This is a genomic window from Arthrobacter sp. NicSoilB11 (assembly GCF_019977375.1).
Lineage (GTDB): Bacteria > Actinomycetota > Actinomycetes > Actinomycetales > Micrococcaceae > Arthrobacter.
This window is the reverse complement of the sequence record NZ_AP024657.1, coordinates 1503546-1518832: the sequence shown is the minus strand read 5'-3', so window position 1 is coordinate 1518832 and position 15287 is coordinate 1503546. Positions and strand designations below refer to the sequence as shown.

At 67.4% G+C, this 15287-nt stretch carries 14 protein-coding genes; 3 read left to right on the top strand and 11 right to left on the bottom strand.

Going from position 1 to position 15287, the window contains the following annotated elements; all coding sequences use genetic code 11:
* Window positions 1-78 precede the first annotated feature (78 nt).
* The 4 genes from hutI to tdh are packed head-to-tail and all read right to left on the bottom strand — an operon-like array spanning window position 79 to window position 4709.
* A complete protein-coding gene (hutI, locus tag LDO14_RS07030; protein WP_018771900.1) occupies window positions 79-1290 on the bottom strand; it encodes an imidazolonepropionase in 1212 nt (403 codons plus the stop codon).
* Window positions 1291-1301: 11 nt separating this feature from the next.
* Window positions 1302-2417: an FAD-dependent oxidoreductase gene (locus LDO14_RS07025; protein WP_018771899.1), complete on the bottom strand. Its 1116-nt coding sequence runs from the start codon at window positions 2415-2417 to the stop codon at window positions 1302-1304.
* A 40-nt stretch (window positions 2418-2457) separates the two neighbouring features.
* Window positions 2458-3654 (bottom strand): glycine C-acetyltransferase, encoded by a 1197-nt coding sequence (locus tag LDO14_RS07020; RefSeq protein ID WP_018771898.1) that lies wholly within the window; start codon window positions 3652-3654, stop codon window positions 2458-2460.
* A gap of 8 nt (window positions 3655-3662) precedes the next feature.
* Window positions 3663-4709 (bottom strand): L-threonine 3-dehydrogenase, encoded by a 1047-nt coding sequence (gene tdh / locus LDO14_RS07015; RefSeq protein WP_018771897.1) that lies wholly within the window; start codon window positions 4707-4709, stop codon window positions 3663-3665.
* A 130-nt stretch (window positions 4710-4839) separates the two neighbouring features.
* On the opposite strand from tdh, the gene LDO14_RS07010 reads away from it, so the two are divergent.
* Window positions 4840-5751 (top strand): LysR family transcriptional regulator, encoded by a 912-nt coding sequence (locus tag LDO14_RS07010; RefSeq protein WP_018771896.1) that lies wholly within the window; start codon window positions 4840-4842, stop codon window positions 5749-5751.
* A 48-nt stretch (window positions 5752-5799) separates the two neighbouring features.
* On the opposite strand, the gene LDO14_RS07005 is transcribed toward LDO14_RS07010, so the two are convergent.
* The 5 genes from LDO14_RS07005 to LDO14_RS06985 all read right to left on the bottom strand — a co-directional run bounded on the left by LDO14_RS07005 (window position 5800) and on the right by LDO14_RS06985 (window position 11641).
* Window positions 5800-6426 (bottom strand): DUF5666 domain-containing protein, encoded by a 627-nt coding sequence (locus tag LDO14_RS07005; RefSeq protein ID WP_018771895.1) that lies wholly within the window; start codon window positions 6424-6426, stop codon window positions 5800-5802.
* A gap of 190 nt (window positions 6427-6616) precedes the next feature.
* A complete protein-coding gene (gatB, locus tag LDO14_RS07000; protein WP_018771894.1) occupies window positions 6617-8125 on the bottom strand; it encodes an Asp-tRNA(Asn)/Glu-tRNA(Gln) amidotransferase subunit GatB in 1509 nt (502 codons plus the stop codon).
* Complete coding sequence (gene gatA, locus LDO14_RS06995) at window positions 8125-9699, bottom strand: Asp-tRNA(Asn)/Glu-tRNA(Gln) amidotransferase subunit GatA (RefSeq protein ID WP_018771893.1); 1575 nt, start codon at window positions 9697-9699, stop codon at window positions 8125-8127. The genes gatB and gatA overlap by 1 nt, the downstream gene beginning before the upstream one ends.
* 2 nt (window positions 9700-9701) lie before the next feature.
* Window positions 9702-9998 carry an Asp-tRNA(Asn)/Glu-tRNA(Gln) amidotransferase subunit GatC gene (gatC, locus tag LDO14_RS06990; RefSeq protein WP_223994577.1) on the bottom strand — a complete coding sequence of 99 codons (297 nt, stop codon included), beginning with the start codon at window positions 9996-9998 and terminating at the stop codon, window positions 9702-9704.
* A 146-nt stretch (window positions 9999-10144) separates the two neighbouring features.
* Complete coding sequence (locus LDO14_RS06985; protein ID WP_026266170.1) at window positions 10145-11641, bottom strand: SLC13 family permease; 1497 nt, start codon at window positions 11639-11641, stop codon at window positions 10145-10147.
* A 236-nt stretch (window positions 11642-11877) separates the two neighbouring features.
* On the opposite strand from LDO14_RS06985, the gene LDO14_RS06980 reads away from it, so the two are divergent.
* Window positions 11878-13665 (top strand): ATP-binding protein, encoded by a 1788-nt coding sequence (locus LDO14_RS06980; RefSeq protein WP_223994575.1) that lies wholly within the window; start codon window positions 11878-11880, stop codon window positions 13663-13665.
* Window positions 13658-14320, top strand: coding sequence for a response regulator (locus LDO14_RS06975; RefSeq protein ID WP_223994573.1), 663 nt, complete (start codon window positions 13658-13660; stop codon window positions 14318-14320). The genes LDO14_RS06980 and LDO14_RS06975 overlap by 8 nt, the downstream gene beginning before the upstream one ends.
* A 13-nt stretch (window positions 14321-14333) precedes the next feature.
* Here the strand turns inward: LDO14_RS06975 and LDO14_RS06970 are convergent, their stop codons facing one another.
* Window positions 14334-14714, bottom strand: a complete 381-nt coding sequence (locus tag LDO14_RS06970) for a RidA family protein (protein ID WP_223994571.1) — start codon at window positions 14712-14714, stop codon at window positions 14334-14336.
* A 46-nt stretch (window positions 14715-14760) separates the two neighbouring features.
* On the bottom strand, window positions 14761-15264 hold the full coding sequence (locus LDO14_RS06965; protein WP_223994569.1) for a GNAT family N-acetyltransferase: 504 nt from the start codon (window positions 15262-15264) through the stop codon (window positions 14761-14763).
* Window positions 15265-15287 lie beyond the last annotated feature (23 nt).

The following is a 15287-nucleotide window of genomic DNA, read 5'->3' as shown; positions in this document are numbered from 1 at the left end:
AGCCACCACGATCGATGACGTTTCCTGATTATAACTCAAGGAAAACAGTCAGGAACAATCAAAAAAAACGGTATGGACCTACCGCTCCCTGGCTCCGGCCCGCCACACAGCGTACGTCAATGGCATGCCGGGACGGTAAGCGAGATGCGTTGCGGACGGGGCGTTGAGCAGGTGCAGGTCGGCGCGGTGCCCGACGGCGATGGACCCCACGGCGCGTTCACCGTCCGCATCGCGCCCGCTTTCCTTGTGCAACGCCAGTGCGCCGCCATGGGTGGCGGCGCGGACGGCCTCATGCACGCTCAGGTGCATCTGGAGGACGGCGGTGGTGACGCAGAATGCCATGGAACTTGTATACGACGTTCCGGGATTGCAGTTGGAAGCGAGCGCCACCTGCACACCGGCGTCGAGAAGCGTGCGGGCCGGGGCCAGCGGCTGGCGGGTTGAGAGGTCGCAGGCCGGGAGGCAGGTGGCCACAGTGCCCCGCTCGCCTGTGCCGGTGGCGGGGTCCCACCCGGACCAGGAAGCCGCAAGGGACTTCACGTCCTGCCCTGCCAGGTAGTTGACGTGGTCCACGCTGGCGGCCGCCATCTCCACGGCAAGCTGCACGCCGGGGCCCTCACCCAGCTGGTTGCCGTGCACGCGCAGGCCCAGTCCGGCGTCGCGGCAGGCCGTCAGCACGCGGCGGGACTGTTCGGCAGTAAACGCGCCCTCCTCGCAGAAAACGTCGGCCCACTGGACGTAGGGGCGGACGGCATCAAGCATCGGTCCGCAGACCAGGTCTGTGTACTCCTCCGGGTCCTGTCCGGCAGGAACCAGGTGGGCGCCCAGGTAGGTCACCTGGTCCGCCACGCCGGCGGCGATACGCGCGCTGCGGGCCTCGTTCCCGATATCCAGGCCGTAGCCGGTCTTCGTTTCCAGGTAAGTGGTCCCCTGCGAGACTGCCTCGGCAACCCGGCCCATGGCCAGGCGGGTGAGGTCAAAGTCCGACGTGGCACGCGTGGCGTTCATGGTGACGGCGATGCCTCCGGCAGCGTACGCCTCCCCCGCCATCCGTGCTTCGAATTCCGCGGTACGGTCCCCGGCGAACAGCAGGTGGCTGTGGGAGTCCACCCATCCGGGGAGCATGGCGCGGCCGCCGGCGTCGATGGCTTCGTCCGCCGCCGGGGCCTCGGCCGCGGCGCCGATCCAGGAGATCCGTTCGCCCTCGACCACTACCGCCGCGTCCTTCAGGACCCGGTGTTCAAGGTCCTGGGTCATCAGCTCGGCAATATTGGTGATCAGGGTGCTCATGGGACTATTCTTCAGCGTCGGATGGACCAGCGGCTGGCAGCCAGGGCCTGCGCTGTCCGGGATTCCGGACCGTCGGCGGCGGCACCTCCGGACGCTCCCTGGCCGGCGAGGATCTGGTCAGCGGCGAGCTCGGCCATCGCAGCGGAGGTCTGGAAGCCGTAGCCGCCCTGCCCCACCAGCCAGTAGAAACCGGGGGCTTCGGCGTCGAAGCCCGCCACCGGAACCCCGTCGGCGGCCTCAGTGCGCAGGCCGGTCCAGGCGCGGCGGATTCCCGTGATCCCCAGGCTGGTGATGGAGTTCAGCTTTTCCACCAGGCGCTCCACGTCGCCTGGCCGGGGCCGCGCGTCCTCGGGGCCACTGGGCACGGTTTCGGACGGCGAAACCAGGACGTCGTCACCGTCAGGGCGGAAGTAGAAGGTATTGTTCGCTGCCGCCACCATCGGGGTGGCGGCAGGCAGGGGGCGTTCGACGGCGGCAATCGCCGCAGTGCGCCGGTACGGCTGCAGTCCCAGTTTCTCGACGCCGCTGATCACTGCGAGCTCATCAGCCCATGCCCCGGCTGCATTGACCAGGACGCCGGCTTCAAAGCCCTCGGCCCCGGCACCCACCTGCCATCCGGAACCCAGCCGTTGCGCCGAATGCACCCGTGCGCCGGTGATGATATCGGCTCCGGCCTCGAGTGCCTGTTTGCGGTGCGTGTCCAGGAGCAGGGGCGCGTTGCAGCCAAACGAGCCAGTATCCAGTCCGGCGGCGGCGAAGGTTCCCGGGAGCAGGGCCGGGCACAGCTCAAGCGCGCGGTCAACAGCGATGGGCTGCATGTGCCCGCTGGATTCCGCGGCAACATCGGCCTCGGAGCCGATCAGCATGAAGCTGCGCGGCGTCAGGACCGGTTCCGGCAGTTCCGCGTCCCGCGCCGCGATCAGTTCCAGGGTCCGGAGCGTGAGTTCCTGCACCACGGGAGGGCCGTAGCTCGGGATCAGCTGCCGGGCGGAGCGGGAGGACGTGTGGTACGCCAGCTCCTGCTCCGCCTCCACCAGTGCCACGCTGCAGCGGCCGGCCAGCGCGGAGGCCAGGGACAGGCCGGCAATGCCGCCGCCCACGATCAGGACATCGTAATGTGCTGCCATCCGTCCATCCTTGCAGAGTTCGTGGCCGGTGGAACTTTCGTCAGGCTGTTGCTTCGGTGCGGCTGGCGACGAAGGCACGAACGCACGCTTCGACGTCGTCCGCTGAATGGGCGGCGGACAGCTGCACCCGGATCCTCGCGGCACCGCGCGGAACCACGGGGAAGCTGAAGGCGGTGACGAAGACGCCGTGCTGCAGCATGAGGTCGGCAACCTTGGCGGCCATCACGGCATCGCCGAACATCACCGGCACGATGGCGTGTTCGCCGGGCAGCAGGTCGAAGCCCTCCCCGGTCATGCGGCGGCGGAACAGTTCGGCGTTTTCGAAGAGACGGCGGCGCAGGTCGGCCGAGTTTTCCACCAGGTCCAGAGCCTTGAGGGTGGCGGCCACAATGGCGGGGGCCACCGAGTTGGAGAACAGGTAGGGGCGCGCCTTCTGCCGCAGCATGGCTATGATCTCCCTGCGGCCGGACACGTAGCCGCCTGACGCCCCGCCCAGGGCCTTGCCGAAGGTGCCGGTGTAGATGTCCACGCGGGAGGACACGCCGGCGTGTTCGGGGGTGCCCGCGCCGGTGGCGCCCATGAAGCCCACGGCGTGGGAGTCGTCCACCATCACCAGGGCGCCGTACTTTTCGGCGAGGTCGCAGATGGCCTCGAGCGGAGCCAGGTAGCCGTCCATTGAAAACACGCCGTCGGTGACGATGATCTTCCGGCGGGCGTCCTGCGCCTCCTGCAGGCGGGCCTCGAGCTCGGCCATGTCCTGGTTGGCGTAGCGGTAGCGGCGCGCCTTGCACAGCCGGATGCCGTCGATGATGGAAGCGTGGTTGAGGGCGTCCGAAATGACCGCATCCTCGGACCCGAAGAGGGATTCGAAGACGCCGCCATTGGCGTCAAAGCAGCTTGAGAACAGGATGGTGTCCTCGGTACCCAGGAAAGCGGAAACCCTGGCCTCAAGTTTGAGGTGCAGGTCCTGGGTTCCGCAGATGAAACGGACACTGGCCATGCCGAAGCCGCGCTCATCCATGGCGGCCTTGGCTGCATTGATGATGTCCGGGTGGTCGGCCAGGCCCAGGTAATTGTTGGCGCAGAAGTTCAGCACGTCGGCACCCGGCGCGCCGATCTGTCCGGCAGTGATGTGGCTGGACTGCGGCGAGCTGATGCTGCGTTCAGTCTTGTAGAGCCCGGCGGTGCGGATTTCCTCCAGCTCGTCGCGAAGCTGGTCCTTGATGGAGGTGTACATGGGTTTCCTTACAGTCGGGTCCAGTCGAGGACTACTTTGCCGCCCACGCCGCTGCGGGCAATGTCGAAGCCCTTCTCCCAGTCCGTGGCGGGAAGCGTGTCCGTGACCACGGCGGAGATGCCCGCATGGAGCACCGGGTTGGATGAGAGCATGGCGCTCATGGCGTACCAGGTTTCGTACATCTCCCGGCCATAGATGCCCTTCAGGGTCAGCATGTGGGTGACCACTTTGCCCCAGTCGATGATGATTTCCTGGCTGGGCAGCCCCAGCATGGCGATCCGGCCGCCGTGGTTCATGTTGTCGATCATCTCAGGCAGGGCGGAGGGGTGGCCGGACATTTCCATTCCGACGTCGAAGCCTTCGCGCATGCCGAGCTCGCGCTGGGCGTCGCGGACCCGCGTGGTGGAGACATCGATGGCGAGGTCGGCCCCGAGCTGCCGGGCCAGGTCCAGCCGGGGCCGGGAAACGTCGGTGATGGCGATCTTGCGGGCTCCGGCGTGGCGGGCGACGGCGACTGCCATCAGGCCAATGGGGCCGGCCCCGGTGATGAGGACGTCCTCCCCCACCAGCGGGAAGCTCAGTGCGGTGTGCACGGCGTTGCCGAAGGGGTCGAAGATGGCGCCAAGTTCGGGCGTGACGGAGGCGTCGTGGTGGACCCACGCGTTGGTCTCGGGGATCACCACGTACTCGGCGAAAGCCCCGTCGCGCTGGACCCCCACGCTGACCGTGTGGATGCACATCTGGCGGCGTCCTGCGCGGCAGTTCCGGCAAATGCCGCACACCACGTGGCCTTCCCCGGAGACCCTGTCGCCAACCTTGACTTCGCGGACGTCTTCGCCCACCTCCACCACTTCGCCGTAGAACTCGTGGCCGGCGATGAGGGGCGCTTCGATGATCCCCTGGGCCCAGGAGTCCCAGGACTGGATGTGCAGGTCCGTGCCGCAGATCCCGGTGGTCATGACCCGGATCTTCACGTCCGCCGGACCGGCCTCCGGCTCGGGCCTGTCGACGAGTTCGAATCCGGCCTGCGGGCCGGGCTTGTACAGGGCCTTCATTGGCGTCCTTACTTCTTGGCATTCAGATCTGGAGGTCTTGTCCTCCTCATTGAAGCCTCGGCGAAGCGTTAGCACAACAGGAATTTTCTCAATCAACGATTTAGGAATTGCTAATGATTAGACTGGCGGGGTGGAGATACATCAGCTGGAGATCCTGCGTGAACTGGGCGCCCTGGGGAGCGTGAAGGCCGTAGCAGACACCCTCATGGTGACCCCGTCTGCGGTCTCGCAGCAACTGGCCCACCTGCAGCGCACAGTCGAGGTGCCGCTGACACGCAAGGAGGGCCGGAACCTGGTGCTCACGGAAGCCGGCCAAGTGCTCGCCGACGCAGGCGCCGCCGTCGTCAGCGCCATGGCCGACGCCCGCGGAGCCCTGGGCACCTACCACCACTCGCCGGCTGGCCGGGTGACGCTCAGCGGCTTCCACAGTGCCGGGCAGGCGCTGTTCGCGCCGCTGGCACGGATGCTGGACCGGCCGGAACACCCCCGGATCGAACTGTCCGATGAGGATGTTGCCCAGCAGGACTTCCCTGCCCTCACCGCCCGGTACGACCTGGTCCTGGCGCACCGCATGGACCACAGTCCCCGCTGGCCCGCGGAACGCGTGGCCGTGATCCCGCTGGCGCACGAGCCCCTGGACGTGGCACTGCCCGCCGGCCACCCGTTGGCCCAAAAAGATACGGTCACGGCGGACGACGTCGGCGCCGAGGCCTGGGTGACCAGCCACCCCGGCTACTCCCCCGCCGATGTCCTGTCTGCCGTCGCTGCCGTGTCCAGCCGGGAGCCAAACATCGTCCACCGCATCAACGACTACTTCACGGTGGCGGCGCTCGTGGCCGCGGGCGGCGTGGTGGGGCTGCTGCCCAGGTATACGGCAGGGCCGGTCCTGAACCCGGGCATTGTGCTGCGGCCCCTGGAAGGCATCAGCACGCGCCGCAGGATAGACCTGCTGGCCAGGCCGGAAAACCTGAAACGGCGGGCGGTGGTGATGGTCTGCGAGGCGCTGGAGGACATCATGGCCGGACTGGTGCGGCAGGGCTGACCTGGGCTCAACCCGCGCTGGAGGGGCAGCTCAAGGGGCAACCGGACGCTATGCCCCTTCGTCGTCCTGGTGGTTCCCCTTGCCCATCTTGTGTCCAAGGCCGTGGCCGCGTCCCAATCCAAGGCCAGGCCCGTCACCGGCGCCCTTCACGATCCGTTTTGCTGCTGCCTTGTCCCCGTCCTTGGTGCCGGAGATGCGTACTGTGTCCCCGGCGGCGATGTCTGCGGTGGTTCCGTCCGTCGGCATAAGCCGCTTGCCGTCGTCGCCTGTTGGAAACATGGTGATCCTGGTATCGGCGTTGACGGCGTAGGTCTGGGAGTAGCCGTCCTCGCTCTTGACGGTGATGGCCGAATCGCTGACCGATTCCACCGTGCCACGCTGTTCCAGGACGGTCTGGAACGTGCCGTCGGCGTTCTTGACCACGCCCTCGCCGTGGAGTGCCTGCGGACGCTGGGCCTTCTTGTCCTGCTTGTCCTGTTGGTCCTTCTTGTCCTGCTGGCCGGGTGCAGTGTCTTTGCCTGGTGCCGTGTCTTTGCCTGGTGCCGTTTGCGAGGGCGACGGCGTCGGCGTGCCCGTGGCGGACCACGCCAGGGCCGTCCCTGTACCCGTCAACGCCAGTGCCACTGCCCCGGCAAGCAATGCCTTGCGCGCCCTCATCGGTTCCCTTGCCACCATGGTTGTTCCTCCCGCACGCCGCCGGGGCACCAGCGCCCCGTGGGCTCAAGTGTAAGTCCGCCGCGGACGCGCAGCCACGGGTACTTTCAGCCGGCGGCACCTGAGTACTTAAAGCCCAACTGGGTCGCAGTTAATGTCGTTATCAGCGTTCAAAACGACATCTGCTGCGACCCAGTTGGGTATGGGAGTGCTAGACGGTGACGCCCAGCTTCTCCAGGATCAGTTCCCGGACTCGGGCGGCGTCGGCCTGTCCGCGGGTGGCCTTCATGACCCCGCCCACGATGGCGCCGATGGCCTGGACCTTACCGCCGCGGATCTTGTCCGCGACGTCGGGCTGGGCAGCGAGTGCGGCATCGATGGCTTCCAGGAGGGGGCCGTCGTCGGAAACCACGGCGAGTCCGCGCTTCTCGACGATTTCTTCGGGGGTGCCTTCGCCGGCGAGCACGCCGTCCAGCACTTCCGTTGCCATCTTGTTGTTGATCTTGCCGGCCTCCACCATGCGGTTGAGCTCCACGATGGTTGCGGGCTGGACGCCCAGCTGGCCGGGGTCGACGTCGGCGGCCTTGGCGCGGCCCACGATCTCGCCCATCCACCACTTGCGGGCCACGGACGCGGACGCGCCGGCCGCGATGGTTTCCTCGATCTCGTCCAGGACGCCGGCGTTCACCACGTCGCGGAATTCCAGGTCAGAATAGCCCCAGTCGGCCTTGAGCCGCTTGCGGCGCTCGGCCGGCGGTTCTGGCAGCGTGGCGCGCAGTTCCTCCACCCATTCACGGGACGCCACCACGGGGACCAGGTCCGGTTCCGGGAAGTAGCGGTAGTCGTCCGCGTCCGACTTGGGCCGGCCCGACGTGGTGGTGCGGGTGTCCTCGTGCCAGTGCCGGGTCTCCTGGACCACGGGATTGCCGGAGTCCAGGACGGCGGCGTGGCGCTGGATCTCGTAGCGGACGGCGTGCTCGACAGCGCGCAGCGAGTTCACGTTCTTGGTTTCGGACCGGATACCGAACCGTTCCCGGCCGTGCGGGCGGAGCGAGACGTTGGCGTCGCACCGCACGTTGCCGCGTTCCATGCGGGCATCGGAGACGCCAAGGTTCTTGACGATCTCGCGGATGGCGGCCACGTAGGCCTTGGCCAGTTCCGGGGCGCGGGAGCCGGCGCCCTCGATGGGCTTGGTGACGATTTCCACCAGCGGGACGCCGGCACGGTTGTAGTCCACCAGCGAAAAGTCGGCGCCGTGGATGCGGCCGGTGGCACCGCCCATATGGGTCAGCTTTCCGGCGTCCTCCTCCATGTGAGCGCGCTCGATCTCCACGCGGAACACGGTGCCGTCCTCCAGTTCCACGTCCAGGTAGCCGTCGTACGCGATGGGCTCGTCGTACTGGGAGGTCTGGAAGTTCTTGGGGGTGTCCGGGTAGAAGTAGTTCTTCCGGGCAAAGCGGCAGGATTCGGCGATCTTGCAGTTCAGCGCCAGGCCGATCTTGATGGAGGACTCCACCGCCGTCTTGTTGACCACGGGCAGCACGCCGGGCATGCCCAGGTCCACCTCGTTGACGTTGGTGTTGGGCTCGTCGCCGAAAACGTTGGGTGCGGAGGAGAACATCTTGGTCTTGGTGTTGAGCTCCACGTGGACCTCAAAGCCCAGGACGGGGTCGTACTTCTCCATGGCCTCTTCGAAGCTCAGGATTGCCTCGGTGTTCATTATTTTGCCTCCTGGGCTTCGAGGGTACCGGCTGCGGCAAGGTCGGGAGCCTGGGCCAGCAGCGGGCCGCCCCACTTGGCTTCGAGCAGCGATTCGAGCACCGCGCCAACCCGGTAGAGGCGGGCGTCCTCGCGGGCCGGGGCCAGCAGCTGGATGCCGACGGGAAGTCCGTCCTCGTCGGCCAGGCCGCCGGGCAGTGACAGGCCGGGAACACCTGCCAGGTTGGCGGGGATGGTGGCGACGTCGTTCAGGTACATGGCCAGCGGATCGTCCAGCTTTTCCCCCAGCGGGAAGGCCGTGGTGGGGGCGGTGGGTGAAATCAGGACGTCGGCCTGTTCAAAGGCGGCGTCAAAGTCCCGCTGCACCAGGGTGCGGACCTTCTGGGCCGAGCCGTAGTAGGCGTCGTAGTAGCCGGCGGACAGGGCGTAGGTGCCCAGGATGATGCGGCGCTTGACCTCGTCGCCGAACCCGGCGGCGCGGGTGGCACCCATGACGCGTTCAATGGTCATAGGCCCGTCCTCGGGGAGGACGCGCAGGCCGTACCGGACGCCGTCGAACTTGGCCAGGTTGGAGGAGGCCTCGGACGGCATGATCAGGTAGTAGGCGCCCAGGGCGTACTGGAAGTTGGGGCAGGAGACCTCCACGATCTCCGCGCCGGCTTCCTTGAGCAGCTCCAGGGCGTCGTTGAAGCGGTTTTCGACGCCGGCCTGGTAGCCCTCGCCGTGAAGTTCCTTGATGATGCCGATCCGCAGGCCATCGACGTTGCCGGTCTTCGCGGCAGCCACGAGGTCTGCCAAGGGGTCCGGCAGCGACGTGGAGTCGCGGGGATCGTGGCCGCCGATGACCTGGTGCAGCAGGGCGGAGTCCAGCACGGTGCGGGTGACCGGGCCGATCTGGTCCAGCGAGGAGGCCATGGCGATGGCACCGTAGCGGGAGACGCTGCCGTAGGTGGGCTTCACGCCAACGGTTCCCGTGACGGCACCGGGCTGGCGGATGGAGCCACCGGTGTCCGTTCCCAGGGCGAGAGGCGCTTCGAAGGCGGCAACCGCCGCAGCCGAGCCACCGCCGGAGCCGCCGGGGATCCGGTCCAGGTCCCAGGGGTTGCGGGTGGGGCCGTAGGCCGAGTGCTCGGTGGAGGAGCCCATGGCGAATTCGTCCAGGTTGGTCTTGCCAAGGATGGGCATCTTCGCGGCGCGCAGGCGCTCCACCACGGTGGCGTCGTACGGGCTGTGCCAGCCTTCGAGGATTTTGGACCCTGCAGTGGTGGGCTGGCCGATGGTGACGATGAGGTCCTTGACGGCGATGGGGACGCCGGCCAGGACGTGCAGGGCCTGGGCCTCAGCACCGCCGGCGGCGCGGATGGCGTCCACCTCGGCGGCGACGGCGAGCGCTTCCTCGGCGTTGACGTGCAGGAAGGCGTTGACCTTGCCGTCGACGGCGGCGATGCGGTCCAGGTAGGCCTGGGTAACTTCGACGGCGGTGACCTCGCCGGCGTGGAGCTTTTCGGCCAGCTGCGCGGCGGACAGGCGGATCAGGGTGTCGGCGCTGGTGCCGGCGGTGTTGTGTTCAGTCATGGTTATGCCTCATCCAGGATGGCCGGGACCTTGAAACGGTTGTCATCGGAATCCGGGGCGCCGGAGAGTGCCTGTTCCGCCGTGAAGGTGTGTCCAACAACGTCGTCGCGGAACACGTTGGTGAGCGGAATGGGGTGGGACGTGGCCGGGACGTCATCCCCGGCGGCCTCACTGACGGACTTGACCGACTCGACGATGACGGCGAGCTCGCCGGCCATCCTGTCCAGCTCTTCGGCACTCATCTCGATGTGAGCGAGCCGCGCGAGATGCGCGACGTCGTCACGGTTGATCGCAGCCATGGATCTCCCCTGCAAAGTTCGGATTGTTTTCCGATCCAGTCTAGTGCGGAAACGCAGATGCCCGTCTGACGGCCCCCAGCGGGCGTCAGACGGGCACCTTACCTACCCGGTCCTGCCTCGGGGACAGGAGCGCGGGCAGCTAAAGACTAACCGATACCAATGGCTCCAGTCAGCAGCCCGACGCCGAGCATTACCAGGGAGATGACGGCAGTGCGCCACAGGACCTTCTTGTGGTGGTCACCGAGGTCCACCTTGGCCAGCGAAACCAGCAGCAGGATGGCAGGGACCAGCGGGCTCTGCAGGTGGAACGGCTGGCCGGTGATGGAGGCACGGGCCATGTCAGCGGCGCCAACGCCGTAGTGGGCGGCGGTCTCGCTCAGCACCGGCAGGACGCCGAAGTAGAAGGCGTCGTTGCTCATGAAGAACGTCATGGGGATGCTCAGGATGCCGGTGATGACCGCCATGAACGGGCCCATGGAGGACGGGATGATCTGGACCAGCCATGCGGACATCGCTTCCACCATGCCCGTGCCCTTGAGGACGCCGGTGAGGACGGCTGCGGCCATGACCATGCTGACCACGGCAACGATGGAGGGGGCGTGGGCGATCAGCTGGGCGCCCTGGTCCTTGACCTTGGGGAAGTTGACCAGCAGGGCGACTGCGGCCCCCACCATGAAGACGAACGGCAGCGGGATGATGTTGGCTACGAGCACCACCATGACGGCGACGGTCAGGGCCAGGTTGAACCAAAACAGCTTGGGGCGAAGGGTGGAGCGGTTCGGGTCAAGGGCGGTGTCGGTGAGTCCGGCGCCGCTGTCCTCAATGAGGGTGTCGGCGCGGTCCAGTACGGCCACGGAGGATCCTGCCGGGGAGCCGTCGACGGCGGGGGCTGCTCCGCCGGGGTTGCCCTGGCGTCCGCGGCCGGTTCCGGCACCCGTGCCGCCGGTTCCGCCGGCGGAGGCACCGCCGGCGGACATTCCGTCAAACCCTGCCGCCGTCTCCGGGACGCCCCAGATTTCCGGAGCGGTGGCACGGAGGCGGTTGCGCTCCTGCAGGCCCAGCAGCCAGGCGAAGGCGAACACGACCACCAGGCCGGCCACCAGGGACGGGATCATGGGGACGAAGACGTCATTGACGTCGATCTTCAGGGCGGTGGCGGCGCGGGCGGTGGGGCCGCCCCACGGCAGGATGTTCATGGTGCCGTTGGCCAGGCCGGCCACGCAGGTGAGGACCACGGGGCTCATCTTGAGGCGCAGGTAGACCGGCAGCATGGCGGCCGTGGTGAGGATGAACGTGGTGGACCCGTCGCCATCCAGCGACACGGCGGCCGCCAGGATGGCGGTGCCCAGGACAACCTTGGCGGGGTCGTTGCCCAGCTTGCGGAGGATGAACTTCACCAGCGGGTCAAAGAGCCCGACGTCGATCATCAGGCCGAAGTAGATGATGGCGAACATCAGCAGCGCCGCGGTGGAGGTCATGGACTTCATGGAGTCCATCACCATGTCGCCAATGCCGAGGCCGGCACCGGCAAAAAGGCCAAAAACAGTAGGGACAATGATCAACGCCAGCACTGGCGTCAACTTCTTCGTCATGATCAGCACCATGAATACCGCGATCATGGCGAATCCAAGTATTACCAGCACAGCCGGCTCCTTCTTGTGAACAGCACCACAGCGTTGTGATGCGTGCTACAGACTGTAGGGTGGCGTCCGTCACGGCAGTGCCTTTGGCTCAATTGATTGGCATACTGCTTATTGGGAGCATTTTGCTCATTGTGCTCACGGGCCTGATGCGCTGAAACCACCGGCTCGACCGCACCCGCATCCTACGCAAACACACCCCTGCCAATACACTGCCAATACACCGTCAAGGAGGATGAATGCAGCGTTCCGTGCCCCGGCCGCCGCTGCGGTTTTCCACCCAGACGCTGCTGCTGCAGCTGGCGGTGGTGCTGCTGGTGGTGCTGCTCAGCGCCACCGTGCATGCCTGGCTGACGTACGACCGGGTTGGCAGCGACGCCGAAAACCAGGCCCTGACGCTGGCGCGCACCGTTGCCTCGGATCCGCAGGTCAGGGCCGACGTGCTGGCCATCAGTGACCAGCCCGGCACTCCCCCGCCCGGCGAGCTTCTGGCCGGGCCGCTCCAGTCAGCAGCCGAGGCAGCGCGGACCCGGACCGGAGCGCTGTTCGTGGTGATCACCGACGAAACCGGGATCAGGCTGGCCCATCCCGATCCCCAGCGGCTGGGTGAGAAAGTCAGCACGGACCCGTCCGAGGCGCTGTCCGGCCAGGAGATCACCACCCGGAACACCGGAACCCTGGGCCCCTCCGCGGGCGCCAAGGTTCCCGTGTATGCGCCCGGCAGCACCACGGTGGTGGGAGAGGTGAGCGTGGGCTACTCCATGGAGACGGTGGCCCAGAGCGTGGCCCGCGACATCGGGCCGGTGGCGCTGACTGCCGCGGGTGCCCTGCTGGCCGGGATCCTGGGGTCCTTCCTGCTGCGCCGCCGCCTGCAGCGGCTCACCCTTGGCCTGGAGCCGGAAGAGATCAGCACGCTGGTCCACGACCAGGTGGCGGTGCTGCAGGGCGTGGACGACGGCGTCATCGGCGTCAGTGCCGACGGCCGGGTGAGCGTCTTCAACGCCGCGGCGCAGCGCCTGCTGGAGTTGCCGGATCTGTCCGGCACCCGGTGGGAGGATGCCCCGGTTCCGGAGCAGTTGAAGTCCCTTACGCGGACCGCGGCAGGCACTGTGGCAGTTCCAGGCGCTGTGGCAGTTCCAGGCGCCGTGACTGCTGCAAACTCCGCCGGTCCGGCCGTGGATGCGCTGGAACTGGTGGCCGGTGGCCGGGTCCTGGTGGCGAACGCCCGCAAGGCGCTGCACCGCCGGGAGGACCTGGGCTGGGTGATCATGCTGCGGGACCGCACCGAGCTGCAGCAGCTGACCCGCCAGTTGGACGCCGTGGGAACCATGTCCACCGCACTGCGTGCCCAGCGGCACGAGTTCGCCAACCAGCTGCACACCCTGGCCGGCTTCCTGGGCATCGGGCAGCACCAGGAGGCACGGGACTACCTTGCCCGGTTGGCCGCCACCGGTCCGCTGAAGTTCCCGGTGGACCAGGCGGAACTGTTACAGGACCCGTATCTCCAGGCCTTCGTCGGCGCCAAGGGCGTGGAGGCGGACGAGCGCGGCGTTGCGCTCCGCATCGGCCCGGAGACCCTGGTCAGGGGGCAGGTCACCGAAGCCCAGGACGTGACCACGGTGCTGGGCAACCTGATCGACAACGCCGTCAACGCCGCCGTTGCCGGGTCATCAACGGAGCGCTGGGTTGAGCTTGAGGTCCTGGATGAGCCGGCCGACGACGGCGGAACGCTGCATATCGTGGTGGCGGACTCGGGTGACGGGCTGGCAGAAGGCACAGACGCGGAGGGCGTGTTTGCCGAGGGTTTCACCACGGCCTCCGGCCCTGTCCGGGCAGGTGGCGGACAGGGCTTCGGACTGGCTCTCGCGCGCCAGCTGGCACGGCGCCGCGGCGGCGACGTGAAAGTGCTGGAGCGCGGAACCAAGGGCGGGCCGGGCGCCGTGTTCATGGCGACCCTTCCGCAGACGACGGCGGGAAAGCCCGCCGCCACAACCCCGGGGGCAGCCGGAAAGGATGAGAATGGCTGACGATTTTCGGGTCCTGATCGTGGACGACGACTTCCATGTGGCCAAGCTCCACGCAACGTATGTCGACTCGGTGGCAGGGTTCCTGGCGCTGGCGCCCGTGGGCACTGCCTCCCTGGCGCTGCAGGCCATCCACAGCCTGCGGCCGGACCTGGTGCTGCTGGACGTGTACCTGCCGGATGCATCGGGCCTGGACCTGCTGCAGCAACTGGATGTGGACACCATCATCCTCAGCGCCGCCTCCGATGCCTCGTCCCTCCGGGTGGCGTTCCGCCGGGGAGCGCTGGGATACCTGCTCAAGCCCTTCGCTGCGGAGTCGCTGTCCCAGCAGCTGCGCTCCTATGCCCGGTACCGGCGCCTCCTGGGCCAGCCGGGGGCACTGGACCAGGAGGCGGTGGAACGTGCAAAACGTTCCCTGATTCCGGGTGATGTCACGCCGTCGTCGAAACCCCGCTCCGCCACCGAAGCGGCAGTGCTGGAGTCCCTGGCCCCCGGTGAGCAGTACTCGGCCGCGGAAGTGGCCTCCCGGGTGGGCGTCTCCCGGGCCACCGCCCAGCGGTACCTGTCCTCCCTGGCCGACGACGGCGCGGTGGACATCCAGCTCCGCTACGGCACCACCGGCAGGCCGGAACACCGGTACGGCCGGCCGGCGCGGTAGTCCAGGGAGAGCGTCAGGCAGCTTTCTGGGCGACGAGTTCGATCTCGACAAGCATCTTCGGATCCAGGAACGGCAGCACGTGGACCAGGGAGAGGGTGGGGCGGATGTCACCGAACACCTCGCCGTGCGCCCGGCCGGCCTCTTCCCATTTGCTGATGTCCGTCAGGTACAGCTTGGACTGCACCACGTCCTCGTAGCCGAAGCCGGCGTCGGCCAGGACCTTGCCGAGCTTCTGCAGGATGTACTGGGTCTGGGTGTAGAAGTCGTCCCCCACGATCCCGTCGTCACCGCTTGCCGCGGTTGCGGAAATGTAGAGGGTGTTGTCCACCTGGACGGCACGGGAGTAGCCGAGGGTCTGTTCCCAGACGGATCCGCTGCCGAAGGTTTTGCGCATGGGTGGCCTTTCAAAGCTGGAATGGGTCGCCACCACTGTAGGGCTGCTACAGGTCGCGCCGGTAAACCAGCAGTTTTGTGTCGGTTCCGGGAACGAACCAGTCCCGTTCAGCCACCCGGTGGAAGCCGGTCCTGCGGTACAGGCCGTGCGCGCTTTCCCAGTCTTTCCCCGTGGTCAGGGCCACCGCGCGGATGCCCGGAAGGGTACGGGCATAATCGATGATCGCCTCCACCATGGCCCGGCCGGCGCCGCTGCGCTGGACGGCAGGGTCCACCACCAGCATGCGGAATTCCAGCTCGTCCGGCAGGGCAATGTCCGCGTAGGGTTCCCCGGCGAGCGCCAGCGTGACGGAGCCGATGACGGTTCCCTCCCGTTCGGCTACCCAGATGGTGGCCTGTTGGGCCCGTTCAGCAACGTCCATGATCTTGACCATGTACGGATGGGCGGGGTCGTCGAAGTAGCCTGCGGAGAGATAGGAGTCGCCGGTGATCCGGGCGATGGCCGGGAAGTCGACTTCGACGGCGGGACGGATGGTTGGCTGCTGCTGCACCCGTCAATGGTAGTGGCCGCCCG

Bases quoted from the DNA above. Each gene is read 5' to 3' on its own strand.
- LDO14_RS06975 (WP_223994573.1), top strand. From the start codon at position 13,658: ATGGCTGACGATTTTCGGGTCCTGATCGTGGACGACGACTTCCATGTG.
- tdh (WP_018771897.1), bottom strand. From the start codon at position 4,709: ATGAAGGCCCTGTACAAGCCCGGCCCGCAGGCCGGATTCGAACTCGTC.
- gatB (WP_018771894.1), bottom strand. From the start codon at position 8,125: ATGAACACCGAGGCAATCCTGAGCTTCGAAGAGGCCATGGAGAAGTAC.
- LDO14_RS07005 (WP_018771895.1), bottom strand. From the start codon at position 6,426: ATGGTGGCAAGGGAACCGATGAGGGCGCGCAAGGCATTGCTTGCCGGG.
- gatC (WP_223994577.1), bottom strand. From the start codon at position 9,998: ATGGCTGCGATCAACCGTGACGACGTCGCGCATCTCGCGCGGCTCGCT.
- LDO14_RS07025 (WP_018771899.1), bottom strand. From the start codon at position 2,417: ATGGCAGCACATTACGATGTCCTGATCGTGGGCGGCGGCATTGCCGGC.
- hutI (WP_018771900.1), bottom strand. From the start codon at position 1,290: ATGAGCACCCTGATCACCAATATTGCCGAGCTGATGACCCAGGACCTT.
- LDO14_RS06970 (WP_223994571.1), bottom strand. From the start codon at position 14,714: ATGCGCAAAACCTTCGGCAGCGGATCCGTCTGGGAACAGACCCTCGGC.
- LDO14_RS06980 (WP_223994575.1), top strand. From the start codon at position 11,878: ATGCAGCGTTCCGTGCCCCGGCCGCCGCTGCGGTTTTCCACCCAGACG.
- LDO14_RS07020 (WP_018771898.1), bottom strand. From the start codon at position 3,654: ATGTACACCTCCATCAAGGACCAGCTTCGCGACGAGCTGGAGGAAATC.
- gatA (WP_018771893.1), bottom strand. From the start codon at position 9,699: ATGACTGAACACAACACCGCCGGCACCAGCGCCGACACCCTGATCCGC.